The 14,069-nt window shown below is 60.5% G+C and carries 14 protein-coding genes; all 14 read left to right on the top strand.

Going from position 1 to position 14,069, the window contains the following annotated elements; all coding sequences use genetic code 11:
* The first annotated feature begins 9 nt into the window (after positions 1 to 9).
* A complete protein-coding gene (locus ACUM6F_RS01215) occupies positions 10 to 918 on the top strand; it encodes a PDDEXK family nuclease (protein ID WP_445348142.1) in 909 nt (302 codons plus the stop codon).
* Positions 919 to 924: 6 nt separating this feature from the next.
* A complete protein-coding gene (csx15, locus tag ACUM6F_RS01210; protein WP_445348141.1) occupies positions 925 to 1,305 on the top strand; it encodes a CRISPR-associated protein Csx15 in 381 nt (126 codons plus the stop codon).
* Positions 1,306 to 1,372: 67 nt separating this feature from the next.
* Complete coding sequence (cas10, locus tag ACUM6F_RS01205; RefSeq protein WP_445348140.1) at positions 1,373 to 3,175, top strand: type III-B CRISPR-associated protein Cas10/Cmr2; 1,803 nt, start codon at positions 1,373 to 1,375, stop codon at positions 3,173 to 3,175.
* A complete protein-coding gene (locus ACUM6F_RS01200; RefSeq protein WP_445348139.1) occupies positions 3,172 to 4,344 on the top strand; it encodes a type III-B CRISPR module-associated protein Cmr3 in 1,173 nt (390 codons plus the stop codon). The genes cas10 and ACUM6F_RS01200 overlap by 4 nt, the downstream gene beginning before the upstream one ends.
* 101 nt (positions 4,345 to 4,445) lie before the next feature.
* Positions 4,446 to 5,708 carry a type III-B CRISPR module RAMP protein Cmr1 gene (gene cmr1, locus ACUM6F_RS01195; protein ID WP_445348138.1) on the top strand — a complete coding sequence of 421 codons (1,263 nt, stop codon included), beginning with the start codon at positions 4,446 to 4,448 and terminating at the stop codon, positions 5,706 to 5,708.
* 10 nt (positions 5,709 to 5,718) lie between these two features.
* A complete protein-coding gene (gene cmr4, locus ACUM6F_RS01190; RefSeq protein ID WP_445348137.1) occupies positions 5,719 to 6,585 on the top strand; it encodes a type III-B CRISPR module RAMP protein Cmr4 in 867 nt (288 codons plus the stop codon).
* Between the two features lie 2 nt (positions 6,586 to 6,587).
* A complete protein-coding gene (gene cmr5 / locus ACUM6F_RS01185; protein WP_445348136.1) occupies positions 6,588 to 6,974 on the top strand; it encodes a type III-B CRISPR module-associated protein Cmr5 in 387 nt (128 codons plus the stop codon).
* Entirely contained in the window at positions 6,971 to 7,942 is a 972-nt protein-coding gene (gene cmr6, locus ACUM6F_RS01180; protein ID WP_445348135.1) for a type III-B CRISPR module RAMP protein Cmr6, read from the top strand. Before cmr5 ends, cmr6 begins: the two co-directional genes overlap by 4 nt.
* Positions 7,943 to 7,987: 45 nt before the next feature.
* Positions 7,988 to 8,734, top strand: coding sequence for a CRISPR-associated endoribonuclease Cas6 (cas6, locus tag ACUM6F_RS01175; RefSeq protein ID WP_445348134.1), 747 nt, complete (start codon positions 7,988 to 7,990; stop codon positions 8,732 to 8,734).
* Between the two features lie 110 nt (positions 8,735 to 8,844).
* Entirely contained in the window at positions 8,845 to 9,555 is a 711-nt protein-coding gene (locus ACUM6F_RS01170) for a hypothetical protein (protein ID WP_445348133.1), read from the top strand.
* A 2-nt stretch (positions 9,556 to 9,557) separates the two neighbouring features.
* On the top strand, positions 9,558 to 9,728 hold the full coding sequence (locus tag ACUM6F_RS01165) for a hypothetical protein (RefSeq protein WP_445348132.1): 171 nt from the start codon (positions 9,558 to 9,560) through the stop codon (positions 9,726 to 9,728).
* Between the two features lie 17 nt (positions 9,729 to 9,745).
* On the top strand, positions 9,746 to 10,951 hold the full coding sequence (locus tag ACUM6F_RS01160) for a Card1-like endonuclease domain-containing protein (RefSeq protein WP_445348131.1): 1,206 nt from the start codon (positions 9,746 to 9,748) through the stop codon (positions 10,949 to 10,951).
* Between the two features lie 152 nt (positions 10,952 to 11,103).
* On the top strand, positions 11,104 to 13,113 hold the full coding sequence (cas8b, locus tag ACUM6F_RS01155) for a type I-B CRISPR-associated protein Cas8b/Csh1 (protein WP_445348227.1): 2,010 nt from the start codon (positions 11,104 to 11,106) through the stop codon (positions 13,111 to 13,113).
* Positions 13,110 to 14,069 (top strand): type I-B CRISPR-associated protein Cas7/Csh2, encoded by a 960-nt coding sequence (cas7b, locus tag ACUM6F_RS01150; protein WP_445348130.1) that lies wholly within the window; start codon positions 13,110 to 13,112, stop codon positions 14,067 to 14,069. Before cas8b ends, cas7b begins: the two co-directional genes overlap by 4 nt.

The raw sequence follows: 14,069 nt of genomic DNA, 5'->3' as shown, positions 1-14,069 counted from the left end.
AAGGAGGAGATGGATGCCGTGCTTGGGACGATAATGATTTCTCTCGTGGGCGAGCAGCCGATACCGAACTTGCTTGCCGTGCTTTACGCGCAGCCCCAACATGCGGTTCTGGTCTGCACAGAGCGCACTAAAGCAGTTAGTGAACGCTTGCGTTCGGTCCTCAAAGAGCGCGGTATTTCGGTTGAGGATGAGCCTGTAGATGTTGTAGATGTTGACCCGTACGATATGGCTGATATCGAGAGCAAGCTTAAGACGGTTATCAGGAAGAAAAACTGGCCTCCGGATAAGATTGTTTTTAACCTTACAGGTGGCACCAAGCCCATGGCGTTTGCGGCTTACCGCCTAGCGGAGCAGCTTTCTGGCCCATTTCTTTACGTGCAAAGCGAGGGAAAGAGCAGCAGGGTTTACCGTTACCGGTTTTCAGAGCGCGGCCCGGAACTCGAAAAAGCGGACGAAGTCCCACCGGTGCTCGACATTGACCTTTACCTGAAAGCATATCTTGGGGGGTACACAGAAGATGAACTTAGGGAGGAGTTTGAGAAGATGGTGGGCGCGGTATTACAGCAGGAGCTTGAGGAAGTAAAGACCTCCGTTAGGCCTGCTGGACTTGGTGCGCTGGAAATTGATCTCGTCCTTCGCTGCGGTAACCGCGTGGGAATTGCCGAAGTGAAAACCGGCGGTAAGGCTAAAAAGAAGGAAGGCATCGAACAGATAATCACCGCCGCCGAGCAGCGCTTCCTGGGTACTTATACCAAAAAGTTTCTCATTTTAGACCGGGAATATGAGCCCAACAACCTCAAGCTGGCCAAGGCGCACGGGATCACGGTAATCGAACTTTCCTCAGCGCAAAACGGAGAGTTATCGAAAGAAGACACAGAAAAGCTGATACAGACGGTGAAAACAGAACTGGGAGGGTAAAAAACCTTGATTCTCCTTAACTTTTCCCATCCATTTACCCCGGAGCAGTTACGGCAATTGGAAGAGCTTGCCGGGGAAAAGGTGGACCGGGTGGTCGAGATCGACGCCCAGATCGACCCCCAGCAGCCCATAGTTCCTCAGGTAGCGGCCATGGCCGACCGGGCCGGACTCACCCCGCAAGAGTGGCAGACGTTGCCAATCCTTATCAATCCGCCGTCTCTAAACTTCAGCGCGGTAACGCTCCTGGCAGAGCTCCACGGGCGCTGCGGTTATTTCCCGGCTGCGGTACGCCTTCGGCCCATACCCGGCTCCGTACCGCCCCGCTTCGAAGTGGCCGAAATAGTGAACATCCAGGCGGTGCGCGAGAAGGCGAGAAAAGGGCGGTAGTAAAGAGCGGCATTAATAAATTTAAGGAGAAGCGAGGTTTTAAAGAAAGGAGGAAGGATGCGGGCTTATGGATGGGCTGCACCTTGTCGTTTTTCACATCGGACCCGTGCAGGATTTCATCGCTACCGCGCGGCGCAGTCGCGACCTGTGGTTTGGCTCGTGGTTATTGAGCGAGTTGGCAAAAGCGGCCGCGCTGGAAATCGTCCAACAGAACGGGAACAATATTTCCTGCCTTGTGTTTCCAGCCCCTGATGAGTTAAGGCAGTTGAAGTCTTTCGACTTCAACGCGCCCAACAAAGTCGTAGCCCGGGTAAGGTGCAATCCGGCGGAATTGCGCGAGTCCGTCCGGGAAGCCATACTCAGGCGCCTTTGCGAAATTTGCGATGATGCCTACAAAAAGATCAAGGGCAGGTTTGATCGTGAGGTTGCTAAGCGGCAGGTGGAAGACTTTCCTGAGTTCTTCTGGGCTTCCTACCCCTTTAACGGTAACTACAAACAGGCGCGTGACTTTGCCGAAGCTCTCCTGAACGCCCGGAAGGTGACGCGCAACTTCGCGCCCATTACGTGGGGAAGCCCCGCTCCCAAATGCTCCCTCGACGGGTGCCGGGAGTCGGTCATCCCTAAGGATGTATATGACCTGATGGAGGAAAGCGAGCTCCGCGAAAATTACGGTCTGCAGCGCGGCGAGCACTTGTGCGGGGTGTGTCTGCTGAAGCGGCATGGCGAACGGGGAAAGGAAGAGCATTTTTTCAGCACCTCCCACATCGCTACCCTCCCTTTGCTGGAAAGGCTCACTGACCAGCACCGGCCTCTTGTGGACGAATATATCGGAAAATTGAAGGAACTTGGCATCCCATCGGACGCTCTGGGTACGGTGCGGACACTCCATCCTGTATTTGGTCGCCATGACGGCCAGTTGCTATTTGAGGAGCGTCTGGGTGAATTCTTTGAGATGGAAGAGAAGCTAAGACAGGCCAAAAGAGCGCTGCGCAGCTTTCTGAAAGAAGCCTTTGACGGCAAAAAGCCGCTGCCTTATTACGCGCTTCTCCTCGCCGACGGTGATCACATGGGTAAAGTTATTGATGCTCAGGAAACTCTTGAAATGCACCAAGAACTTTCCCGTTCTCAGAGCCGCTTTGCCCTAGAGGCCCGAGATATAGTACAGCGCCACCAGGGTTCGCTTTTATATTCCGGTGGCGATGATGTACTGGCTCTTGTGCCCCTGCACACGGTGCTGGCGTGTGCCCGCCGCCTGACCGAGACCTTCCGCCAGCGGCTCGCTGACTTTAAGGTGAAGGACGGGAAGGAAGAAATTTCCCCCACGCTTTCTGTCGGCATTGCTGTCGCTCACCATCTTGCTCCCCTCTCTGATGTTCTTGAACTGACGCGTGCGGCGGAAAAAGCCGCGAAATCCATAAAGGGCAAGAACGCGCTGGCGGTTGCGCTCAGCAAGCGAAGTGGGGTAGAGCGGACGGTTAAAGGCACCTGGGGCACGTTGGACCGGCGACTCGAATGGTTTACTGGCCTGTACCAGACCGAAGCCATCCCCGACGGAGCCGCCTACGAACTGCGTGATCTGGTCAGCCAGCTTGCGACATCAAACGACGGGCTAAAGGACACCCTTCAAAAAGCAGCGCGCGAGGAGACCAAGCGTATTTTGCGCCGCAAGAAGGCTCGGCGTGGTACTGAGCCGATAGCGGACAACGTATTAAGGGCGTTAGAGATTTTCCTCCACGAGGGCGAGTTTTCCTTTGAAAAACTTAAGCAACTGGCTGACGAACTAATCATTGCCCGAGAGTTCGCCGCTGCCATGGATCTGGCTAACATGCCTGCATCTACACCAACACCCGGGGAGGTGGCAGAAAAATGACCGTCTGGATCATCGAACCCCGCGATCCCCTGATTGTCCGTGATGGCCGCCCCTTCGGGCCGGTGCCCGGTGCGCGGGCGGTATCGCTGGCGTTTCCGTTCCCTTCGACAACTACAGGGGCCGTCCGCACACGTGACGGGCTCGATGCGGTAAGCCGCTTCCAGCCCAGCGAGATTCCCCGGGTGAAGCAGATTAATGTCCGGGGACCGCTACTGGTGGAATTGGATGCTGGCACGGGGGATGTTACCCGCTGGCTGGTTCCGGCACCTGCTGACGCGCTCCTACTTGACCTTGAGCCAGCCGATACCACCAGGGCGATACTCAAGTGGCTCGTCCCATTACAATTGCCGCCGGGAGCAAGCACAGATCTTCCAGACGCTTTGGCACCGGTGGGGATGGCCAGACGAGATCCGCGTAAGCCGTGCGGCAAGGCACCACGTTATTGGGACTGGGGCTTCTTCGAGCAGTGGCTGTTAGACCCTCACGACCGAGAGGTCTCTCTTGCCGACCTGGGACACAACGGACCGATTCGGGATGCGCGGATCCATGTAAGCATAAGACCGGAGACGCAAACAGCTGACGAAGAGCGGGGCGCCCTTTTTCAAACCCGGGGTCTGGAGTTCACGCACTTGCCGGAGGGACGTGCGCTATCTGGCGCGCGGCGGCTGGGACTGGCGGTGGCCACGGACGGCCCCAACCTGAAACCGGGGATTGCTCCTCTGGGCGGCGAGCGGCGCGTGGTCTTCTGGCGGCAAAGTGGTAAAACGCTTCCATCCCTTCCTGACGCTCTGAAGGAGAAAATCGCTGCCCTCCACCACTGCCGCCTCATCCTGCTGACGCCGGCACACTTCACGGCGGGATGGAAACCAGCGTGGCTCCTTGAAGGCCGGGAGGACGTGGTGCCTTCCTTACGGGCGGTGGCGCTCAGGGGGTGTCAGACTGTCTCCGGCTGGGATTTCGAGAAGGGCAAGCCTAAGCCCACCCGTCGCCTGGCACCTGCAGGCACGGTGTACTTTCTGAAACTTGATGGTGACAGCGCAGCGATTAAAAGGTGGGTAGACACCATTTGGATGCACTGCGTCAGCGACGGGGGGCAGGACCGCCGCGACGGGTTCGGTCTTGCCGTTCTTGGTGTGTGGGACGGCACATTTCGCCGGATGGAGGTGTGAGAGCGGCTATGAGAAGACTGCCAAGAGATGGGAACGGTAGGGAACTTCTGCCACCTCCTGTCCAGCCTCAACTCAACCGGCGGGTAATAGGTGGTAAGGTGGTGCCACTGGTGACCCAAGTTCGCAGTTACGAATTGATTACCCCCTTGTTTGGTGGCGGTGTAGAGCCGGGAGAGACCGATCCGGTAACGATCATCCGGGGCCCGGCAATTCGGGGGCAGCTGCGTTTCTGGTGGCGCGCCTGCCGGGGCGGGCGCTTCAACGGCGATCTGGCGGCAATGAAAGAGGCGGAGGACAAGCTCTGGGGGGCAGCCAGCACGGAGAAAAAACCAATGCCGTCCCAAGTGGAGATTGTGATCTCAATCGAGCAAAGTGGGGAGGACGAGCACCCATTTGAGGTTGTTGCAGGTTCGATGGAGGGGCGTAAAGGCAAACCAAAACCGAAACCTAAAGCGAATGAAATTGTAGCCCCCGCTTACGCGGCATTTCCTTTGCAACCGTCGGAGAAGGAAATGCGGGCCGGCGGTATCGGCATGCAAACTAAAACGGTGCGCACCAAGGTCCGCTTTACGTTGAAGATAACGTATCCCGAAAAACGGCGAGAGGAGGTAGAAGCCGCGCTCTGGGCCTGGGAGACTTTTGGCGGCATTGGCGCCCGCACGCGGCGTGGCTTTGGGGCGTTGAAACTAGTTAGCGTTGACGGCAGGCCCGTAACTCCGCCCAGGGCCGATGAGGTTGAAGCCAAAATTCGCGAAGGCCTGCAAAAGTACGTGGTCAGCGGGACCTGGCCCGCCGGTGTGCCGCATGTTTCCTTGAATCCGCGCATGAAAGTAACGGATAGACATGCGGCTCCTAAAGCCGCCTGGGAGTATTTGATCAAGCGCCTCCGAGACTTCCGCCAGAGCCGCCCAGGGGCCTCTACAAAGCAACCGGGGCGCAGCCGGTGGCCTGAGCCGGATGAAATCAGAAGACTTACAGACTGTCGATGCGACAGGCACGCCAAGCCCCTGTCGACGGTCAGGAAGTTCCCGCGGGCTGCCTTCGGGTTGCCGATTGTATTTCATTTCAAGGACGAGAAGATCGGTGACCCTTATGATACTACCCTGCAGGGCCGAGATTACGAGCGCCTGGCTAGCCCCCTTATCCTGCGGCCGTTAGCCTACGCGGATGGTGCTGTTGGCCTGGCCGTGGTTTTGGAAGGAACGGGCGTGGCGGTGCTTCCAGATGGCCTGATTCTCAGAAAAAAGGAAGAAGCCGATATAAGCTGGCCGGTGGAGGCAACGATCGAGGCCCATGAGGCTCAAAAAATCCCACTGCTCGATGGGATCCCAGATGTCTTACAGGCTTTTTTCAAGGAACTCTAATGAGGAGGTAATGACGGTGGAGGCACGCTTGCTCTTCGTGCACGCGCTTTCTCCCCTGCACGCGGGAACGGGGCAGGGCGTGGGGGTGATCGATCTCCCGGTGGCCCGCGAAAAGGCTACGGGCCTGCCTTACCTTCCTGGCTCTTCCCTTAAAGGGGTACTGCGCGATGCCTGTAGGGACAATGAAATGCGGAAAAAGGTTTTCGGTCCCGATACCGACAGCGCCCACGAGCATGCCGGCTCGGTCCAGATCTCGGACCAGCGGCTGCTCTTGTTGCCCGTGCGTAGCCTTAAAGGAACGTTTGCGTGGGTTACCTCACCTTACATTTTGCGCCGCTTCCTTCGGGATGCAGAAAACGTAGGGGTTTCTGGTATACCTTCGGGTGTCCCTGTACCCACCCTGGAAACTTCCTGCCTTGTATCCAATGACGGCTCTGCGATTATGCTGAACAACCAGGTCATCCTGGAGGATCTGGACCTGACCGCCGAAACCAATAGCGATGCGCGCGAGTGGGCAGAGTGGATTGGCAGACAGGTTTTCCCGGATGACACCAGCGGGCAGGAGATGCTAAACGCGCGTTTTTGCGTTGTGCATGACGACGTGATGAGCTTCCTGCTTGATACTGCGACGGAAGTCTTCGCCCGCGTCAGGCTGCGCGAAGATGCAAAAACGGTGGAAACAGGGGGGCTCTGGTACGAAGAGGCCCTGCCAGCAGAGACGGTTCTTGCGGGGCTGATACTCGCGACCCCGGTTAAGGCGGAACCAGATGAGGTGTTTAAAGCCCTTAACGGGTTAATGGAAAAGCCGCTGCAGTTAGGCGGCAAGGCGACAGTCGGTCGCGGCCTGTGCCGCCTGCGGATGACAGGAGGGAATTGACCGTGCGGACACGCAACCAGGAGTATGCCGCCAAGATTTTTGAGCAGGTGATGCAGGTACGAGATGAGCTGGGAAAAGATGAGGGTAACAAGTATGGCTCCCTGGCTCACAGGCTGCCGGTGCTTGTCCGCACGGCGGGATTGGCGCAGGCGCTGGCGTTCGTCGAGGCCCGGGGCGGTGCTACCGGGAGGAAATTGCTCAGGGATATTGCTGCTGTTGTCAACGAAGTAAACGAAGAAGAACTGCTTGCTCGCAGCCGCACAGCAGAACTTCCTGAATATATGCTTCTCACGCGCAACGTGCTAGCAGCACTGGCCTGGTACAAACGATTCGCCCAGTCAGTGCTGGGTGTGGAGGCAGGCGCGGACAGGGAGGGGGTGGACGAATGAGCACGAGGCGGGCCTGCCTTGCCAGCGCGCGAAAAACGCCGACGACGAACGCCGGGCTTTGGTTGGACAAATTCATCCGCAATCAGGCTAGAGAGGATAAGGATAGCCGCCATGATCTAGTGCGAGAGGTATCTGATATACCGGTGCCGGAGGAGTACTCACGCTGGTTTGAACGTTGGCGGCGGGTATTACAAGATTATGGAGCCACATGCAGGGTGGCCGAGGTTTTAGGGCGCATGGCCGTGGGTTTGGGCGAAGAGAGCGTCCTGGAAACATCGGTTGCCTTGCACCATACCTATGGCGTGCCCTACATCCCCGGCAGTGCCCTCAAAGGACTGGCCGCCAGCTTTGCCCGTCAGTATTTAGGGGATGATTGGCAGGCGGACACCCGGGCATATAAGGCAGTTTTTGGTGATACCGACACCGCAGGCTACGTCATTTTTTTCGATGCGCTGCCCCTGCCGGGTTCCAGGCTTTTATACCCTGATGTGATTGCTGTCCATCACGAAAAGTACTACCAAAAAGGAAATGCACCCCCGGCAGACTGGGACAATCCGAACCCCGTCCCGTTTCTCTCGGCTACAGGTAAATACCTGGTGGCGTTAGCGGGGCCAGATCCCTGGGTGGAAGCGGCGTTTGAAATTTTACGGCACGCGCTTCTTAACCTCGGTGTGGGCGCGAAAACCTCCAGCGGCTACGGGCGACTAAGGCTGGAGCCGGCCCCGCCTATTGCTAACGCGGATCGAGAAAAAGCTGATCAGTTAATTGGCCAGATTCAGGCATTGAAGACTTCGGAAGTTGCAGGACGTATCCAGGCCTTTTACGAGCAGTGGCGCAAGCTAGAGGTTAGTTCGGTACACAAACGCCGCATAGCTGAGGCCATTGTGGCCAAGGTGAAGGAGGCCGAGCGTGAGAAGCAGGCACGGGACAAAGACTGGTACAGAGAGTTGCTGGAGAGCCTTCGCTGACCGGCGTCGGGGTATTTGTATGTGAAGCGGGAGGGGAAATTACCCGTGCAGCTCACCATCCATTTCTCAGCTCCCGGGCCGGTGGCCCTGCCTGTGCAGTACGGCCGTCTACTTCAGGGGCTCGTTTACCGGCAGATGGAGAACCCGGTGCTCAGGAGCTACCTCCACGAGCAGGGCTTCGCCCTGGGGAAGCGCCGGTTCAAGCTCTTCACTTTCTCCCGCCTGACCGGCCGGGCGGCGTCTTACGACCGGGCCGGCGGCCGGCTTGTGCTCGCGCCGCCCCTGCGCCTGGTGGTCTGCTCGCCGATCCCCTTCATCCTGCAGGAACTCGGCACGGGCTTTCTGCGCCAGGGGCGGGTGCGGCTGGGGGATGTTTTTCTGGAAGTGAAGGAGATGGCCACTGCGGCACCCCGGGCTACAGGGCAGGCCATCCGGGTGCGGATGCTCTCCCCGCTGGTCACCTACAGCACCCTCTCCGGCACCGGCGGCCGCAGTTACACCTATTACTACTCCCCGTTCGAGCCCCGCTTCGAAGAACTTGTCGGGGCCAACCTGGCCAAGAAGCATCTCCTGATTCACGGCCGCCCGGCGCCGGGCGACGGTTTCGGCATCAGGCCGGTACGGGTCGAGGACCGGGACCTGAAGATTACCCGCTACAAGGAGACTGTCATCAAGGGCTGGATGGGTGAATACGAACTCCGCGGCGACCCCGGCCTCCTGCAGGTAGCCCTGGACGCGGGCCTGGGGGCGAAAAACTCCCAGGGCTACGGCTGCTGCGAGCCGGCGGAATAGCCCCGGCGCGCCCGCCCGTCCCCGCGACGGAAGCTCTATGATTTGTGACGTGTGATTTCGCCGGAAAAGCCGCTTGGCGGAAGTGAGCGAGCCTTAGGAGGTCGGACGATATGCCCCGAATCCTTATTGTCTCTGTTGGTGGCTCCTGTGATCCTGTTATTAATGTGTGTAAGGAGTTTCAGCCGGATTTCATTTTCTTCTTCTGTTCCAAGGGAAGTGCAACCAACGTGAACGGAGTGGGCAATCCTTGCGAGAAAACACAGGTAAACCCGAGAGGAGAAACAATCGCGAACAGGCTTGGGCTTAGCGCCGAGACCTACGAGATAGTAGAAGTGGATGACCCGGACGATCTGAAGGGCTGCTACAAATCTGTACAAACCATCGAAAGGATCATTGCAGATCGTTTCGACCCCAATACTGAAGTGACTGTCAACTACACGGGCGGAACCAAAACCATGTCGGTGGCCTTGGCCCTGTCGGCGGTTCTCCGCGATAGATGGGAACTCTCGGTTAACAAGGGACCCCGCGGTGACTTGGTTAAAGTGCGGGGCGGGGATATCCCGATACTGGCGGACAAGCTGGAAATCACCCTCGATATCCATCTTCACCAGGTGCGCGGGCACCTCGGGCGCTACGCTTATGACGCCGCCGACGAAACCCTGGCCCAAATCACGGCCACAAGGCGACTCGGCCGGGGGCAACAGGAAAGCTTGTTGCGGTTGCGTCGGCTTTGCCAGGCCTTCCAGGCGTGGGACCTTTTTGACCATCGCCGGGCGCTTGAACTGTTGCGGGCTGTCGGCGGAGGTTCCATTGCCCCTTAGTTTTGAAGACGCGCAATGCCTCAATCCTGGCGCACGGGTCCCTGGCACTGCGCCGCGAAGACTTTGAGGACGCCAGGCGCTTGCTGGATGCCTTTGTCGGGGACACGTTTGCCGCCCTGAGAGTGTCGACACGCGGCCGGCAATTACCGCGAGAGGACTTGTTGGAAATGTAGTATAGGGGGTTTATCCTGTGACCGTGCGCGCCATGATCGCCCTTGTCAGCGAACAGCGGATGCAGAATATCCTGCCGTGTCTCCAAAAGGGGGCGGGTTTTGCCGAGGTTTGGCTGGTACGGTCACGTGAAGGGGACAACCCCGACTCCCACCTGGCTCGCGCCAGGGATAACACGGCGCGGGTGTTGGCCCCGGTGGCGGTGCACGACGCACAGCCGGCGGTGGATGCCTTTGCCGTCGGGCAAGTGCGCGATGTAGTCCGGGGTGTGGCGCAGACGTTGGCCGCCCGCGGGTTGCAGCCGGTGGTGAACTTCACCGGGGGGACGAAGTGCATGTCGGTCGGGGCCTACTTGGCGGCGGTCGAGGTAGGGTGTATAGCTCTATATGTGGATACGCAGAACGAGCGGCTCCTATGGTACCACCCCGACGGGCAGGTGATCGTCACGCCCTTCAGTCTGGAGAGAATGTCTATCGACCGGTACCTGCGCGCCTATGGTATGACTGTGGTGCGCGAGGGCGCTGCGGAAGAGATTCGGCGCACCGAAGCCGTGGTGGATCACATCGTCACTTACTGGCCGCGCAACCGCTCCTTGATTGATTGGTGGGTGGAAGCCTGTCGGCAGTCCGAAGAGCGGAGCCGGCGGTCCGAGGATCCGGGAATCCGCCCGCCCAACATGGCGCAGGTTTTCAACGGCCGGTTGGTCGACTACCTCGTCCGGGCCGGACTTATGGTCCGGCGCGGGGAGCGGCTTTACCCCTCGCCGGAGGGGTATCAGTTTTTTGTGCGCGGGCGCTGGCTGGAACTCGTCGCTTTCCGGTTGTTGCGAAAGGCGGCCGAAGCGGACGGTATGGTCGACGAATTGCTGTGGGACGTGGCGGTCGCGCGGCTGGAGGACGTGGACGCCGGCATCCCGGAACAGGACAGGGTGCTGAACGAACTGGACGTCGCGGTTGTTACTCGGGGCAAGCTTCTGGTTCTCGAATGTAAGAGTGGCTCCCTACGGGGTGAAGACGCCTTGAACAAACTCCAGGCCCTGCAACTGCGCCTCGGCAGTTTTGCGCAGATCTATCTCGTAACTTCATCTCCGCGCGGCGACATCCCGGAGTCTGTGCTCAACCGCGCCCGTGCCTACCGTATTCGCGGCCTCATTTCCGGTGACGAATTCTCCAGTTTGGCCGATCTGGTCCTTGGTCGGAGTGCCGCCGTACCCGGGCGGTCGTAACCGCCGACCCCCACCCCTCGGATGCGGCGGGGCCGGGCCCCACTGGTAGCACGTTACTCTTGAGAATGTTAACCGCCTCACTCGCCGGTGGTGGTGCCCCCGCGCTAAAGTTTAGAAGCGGTCTGTACTTAACACGTCAAGGGAGGTGATTCATCCTGTTAGAAGCCGTAGCCCTGATCGGGCGCGCCCTGAACGACGGCGGCGGCACGCTGGCCGACCTGATCCAGCCCGTGCCGAAGCCTCCGAAGGCCGAGAATGTCTATTTAATCAGGCTCGACTTTCGCACCGGCCCGGACAAGCCCCGGCTGGAGGCGGACCTCGTCGAGATCGACGCGGCGGCGCGCCGGCGCTACTGCTGGGTGGGCAACGCCGTGGGCAACCGCCCGCAGCGGTACCTGACGACGAATGTCCTGGAGTACCTGCTGGGGCCGGCGCCGGCCAACCTGCTGGCCGCCCTCGAAACGTCCGCGTTCGCCGGCGGCGCGCTTCACCGCCGGGTGGCCGAGCTGGTCGGCACGTTCTACATCCCACTGCCGGACGGCGGCCCGGTGCTGAACGCGGCGGGGCTGGGGCTGGCCGCCGGCGACCTGATCCCCGCCGTCTGGGAGACCACCCCCGGCAAGCCCCGTGACAAGGCCAGGGAGGCGCTGAAGGCGGTGGCCGGCGCGCTGCGCAAGCGCGTCCTGGCGGAGCTGGGAGTGGCCGCCCCGGAGGCCGTCCTGTGGACCGTCCTCCTGGACGGGGAGCCGCTGGCCGCCGACCCGGACTACGCGGCGCTGGTTTTGGAATGGAAGCAGGGGATGGCGGCCGGGGACGGCGCCAAAAGCTCCAAGGGCGTCTGCGCCGTCTGCGGCGCAACCGACCGCCCCGTGACCCCCGACTTCGCGCAGCTCGACTTCCTTAAGTACTATATCAACGACAAGATCGGGGCGGCGTCGGGAATCAGCGAGGACGGTTTCCGGCGCAACTTCCTGGCCTGCGGGGACTGCTTCGGCGGTCTGGTGGCGGCCGAGAGGTTTGTTCGGCAGCACCTGGGTCTCAGGGTGGGGAAGTTGGACTTCCTGGTCCTGCCGGCCTTCCTGCGCGACCCCGCCCTCTCGAGGGAGGATCTGAAGGCGTGGACCGAGAAACTTGCGGCTCGCGTCGGGGCGTTCGCCAATGTTTCCCGCTGGCTGGAGAGCCTGGCGGGGGAACGGGGCCTGGAGGCCGAGCTGGCGGATTTCCTGGAAGATCTGCCCCACGAGGACGTGGCGCTCTTAAACTTCCTCTTCTATCGGAAGAGCAAGAGCGAGTTCCGCGTCCTGGCGCTGGTCAAGGACGTCGCGCCGAGCCGCATCAAGCACCTGCTGCGGCATAGCAACCGGCTGGCGAACCGGGCGGCCGAGCTCCTCGGGCCGGACCGCTGGTGGCTCGATCTGACGCGGATTTACCAGCTCATCCCGCTGGCCGAGAGCGCGCGCGCGGCGGAGTTCAAGAAGCTGGTGCACGTCTACACCGCCCTGCTGGCCGGCGAGCCGTTGAGTTGTTCCTTCCTCGTCAGTCAGTTTGTCGCCCTGGCGCAGATCTACCGTACCGGCAACTTCCGGGGGACAAATATGCACCCGCCGGCAGCGGGCTACGAGGAGGCGGAGATGGCCCGCCGGATGCTGCAGGCCAACCTTTTCCTGAAGTTTCTGCGTGATGAAGATCTGTTGCGAGGAGGGAGATTTTTGAGCCAACCGCTGGCACTGGAAGCCGAACTGCTGCCGGAGGACATGCGCGCCTACCTGGCGGAGATGGCCTACGACGGGCCGCGAACAGCCCTCTTCCTGCTGGGCTATCTGCTCAACCAGGTCGGCCGGGCGCAGAGCGATGCCGGCTACGGGAACAAGCCCGTGCTGGAGAAGGTGAACTACAACGGCATGCTCTGGCCGAAGGTCGTCCGGCTTTCGAACCTGCTGGTGGACCAGCTCCGGCAGCACGACATCCTGCGCTATAACGAAGGGCTGTTCGCTGCCATGAAGCGGCTTTTCGACGCCCATTGGCCGGACTGGCCGCTGTCGCCCGAGGAGAATGTTTTCTTTATCCTGTCCGGCTACGCCTACGCCACGCGTATGGCCCTGAAGGCCTGGGCGGAGAAGAAGGAGAAGCAGAACGCCGACGAAGGAGGCGCTGACCGGTGAGTGTCATCGACAAGAACAGTGAGATCCTCTTCCTTTACGACGCCAAGATGTGCAACCCGAACGGCGACCCGGACGACGAAAACCGGCCGCGTTTCGATCCCGACCGTGAGCGCTGCCTGGTCTCGGACGTGCGGCTGAAGCGCTACATCCGGGAGTACCTGGAGGACAAGGGGTACACCATTTACGTCACCAAGGCGGAGGGGGTGGTGCAGGCCGAAAAACGGGTGAAACAGGTTTTAGACAAGGAGGACGTGAGCGGCGCCGACCTGCCGGCCCTGCTCGCCAAGCTGATAGACGTGCGCCTTTTCGGGGCGACGATGCCGCTTAAAGAGGCGAAGGAACCGGTTAGCGTCACGGGCCCCGTGCAGTTCGCCTGGGGCTATTCCCTGAACCGCGTGCAAATGGTGGATTCCGTGACCATCTCTTCCCAGTTCGCCACGAAGGAGGGGGCGGGGCAGGGCACCTTCGGCAAGGACTACCGGCTCTACTACGCCCTGATCGGTTTCCACGGCGTGGTCAGCGCCCGCCGCGCCCAGGCCATGCTTGCCCGCGCCGGCGGCAAAGACGGCGCCGCCACGAGTGAAGCGGACCTGGCCCTCATGGACGAGGCGCTGGTACAGGCGATCCCGCTGCTGGCTACGCGTTCCAAAATCGGGCAGTACCCCCGGCTTTACGCGCGCTTTGTCTTCGCGGACGCCGAGACCTTTATGGGTGGTGACCCGCGGGAGGACCTCACCCTTAGCGCGACCGCCGGCCTGCGCGCCGTCGGGGATTACTCTGTGGAGATCGGCGGGCTGGCGGGGCGTCTGCACCGGGTGGGCGAGCGTCTGGACCACGTCGTGGTGTGGCAGGACCCCGCTTTGAAGACCACGGCCGACGGGCGGGAGGTCAGCCTGGCCGAATGGCTCGGCGCGGCGCTCGGCGCCGGCCGGGTGCGGCCCTGGGAAAGGACCTGA

The organism is Desulforudis sp. DRI-14, assembly GCF_052618305.1.
The sequence above is the reverse complement of the archived record's forward strand: the minus strand, read 5'-3'. Positions and strand labels throughout refer to the sequence as shown.

Excerpts from the sequence above, each read along its gene's own strand:
- ACUM6F_RS01215 (WP_445348142.1), top strand. The coding sequence starts at position 10 with ATGGATGCCGTGCTTGGGACGATAATGATTTCTCTCGTGGGCGAGCAG.
- cas10 (WP_445348140.1), top strand. The coding sequence starts at position 1,373 with ATGGATGGGCTGCACCTTGTCGTTTTTCACATCGGACCCGTGCAGGAT.
- ACUM6F_RS01200 (WP_445348139.1), top strand. The coding sequence starts at position 3,172 with ATGACCGTCTGGATCATCGAACCCCGCGATCCCCTGATTGTCCGTGAT.
- cmr4 (WP_445348137.1), top strand. The coding sequence starts at position 5,719 with ATGACGGTGGAGGCACGCTTGCTCTTCGTGCACGCGCTTTCTCCCCTG.
- cmr6 (WP_445348135.1), top strand. The coding sequence starts at position 6,971 with ATGAGCACGAGGCGGGCCTGCCTTGCCAGCGCGCGAAAAACGCCGACG.
- ACUM6F_RS01170 (WP_445348133.1), top strand. The coding sequence starts at position 8,845 with ATGCCCCGAATCCTTATTGTCTCTGTTGGTGGCTCCTGTGATCCTGTT.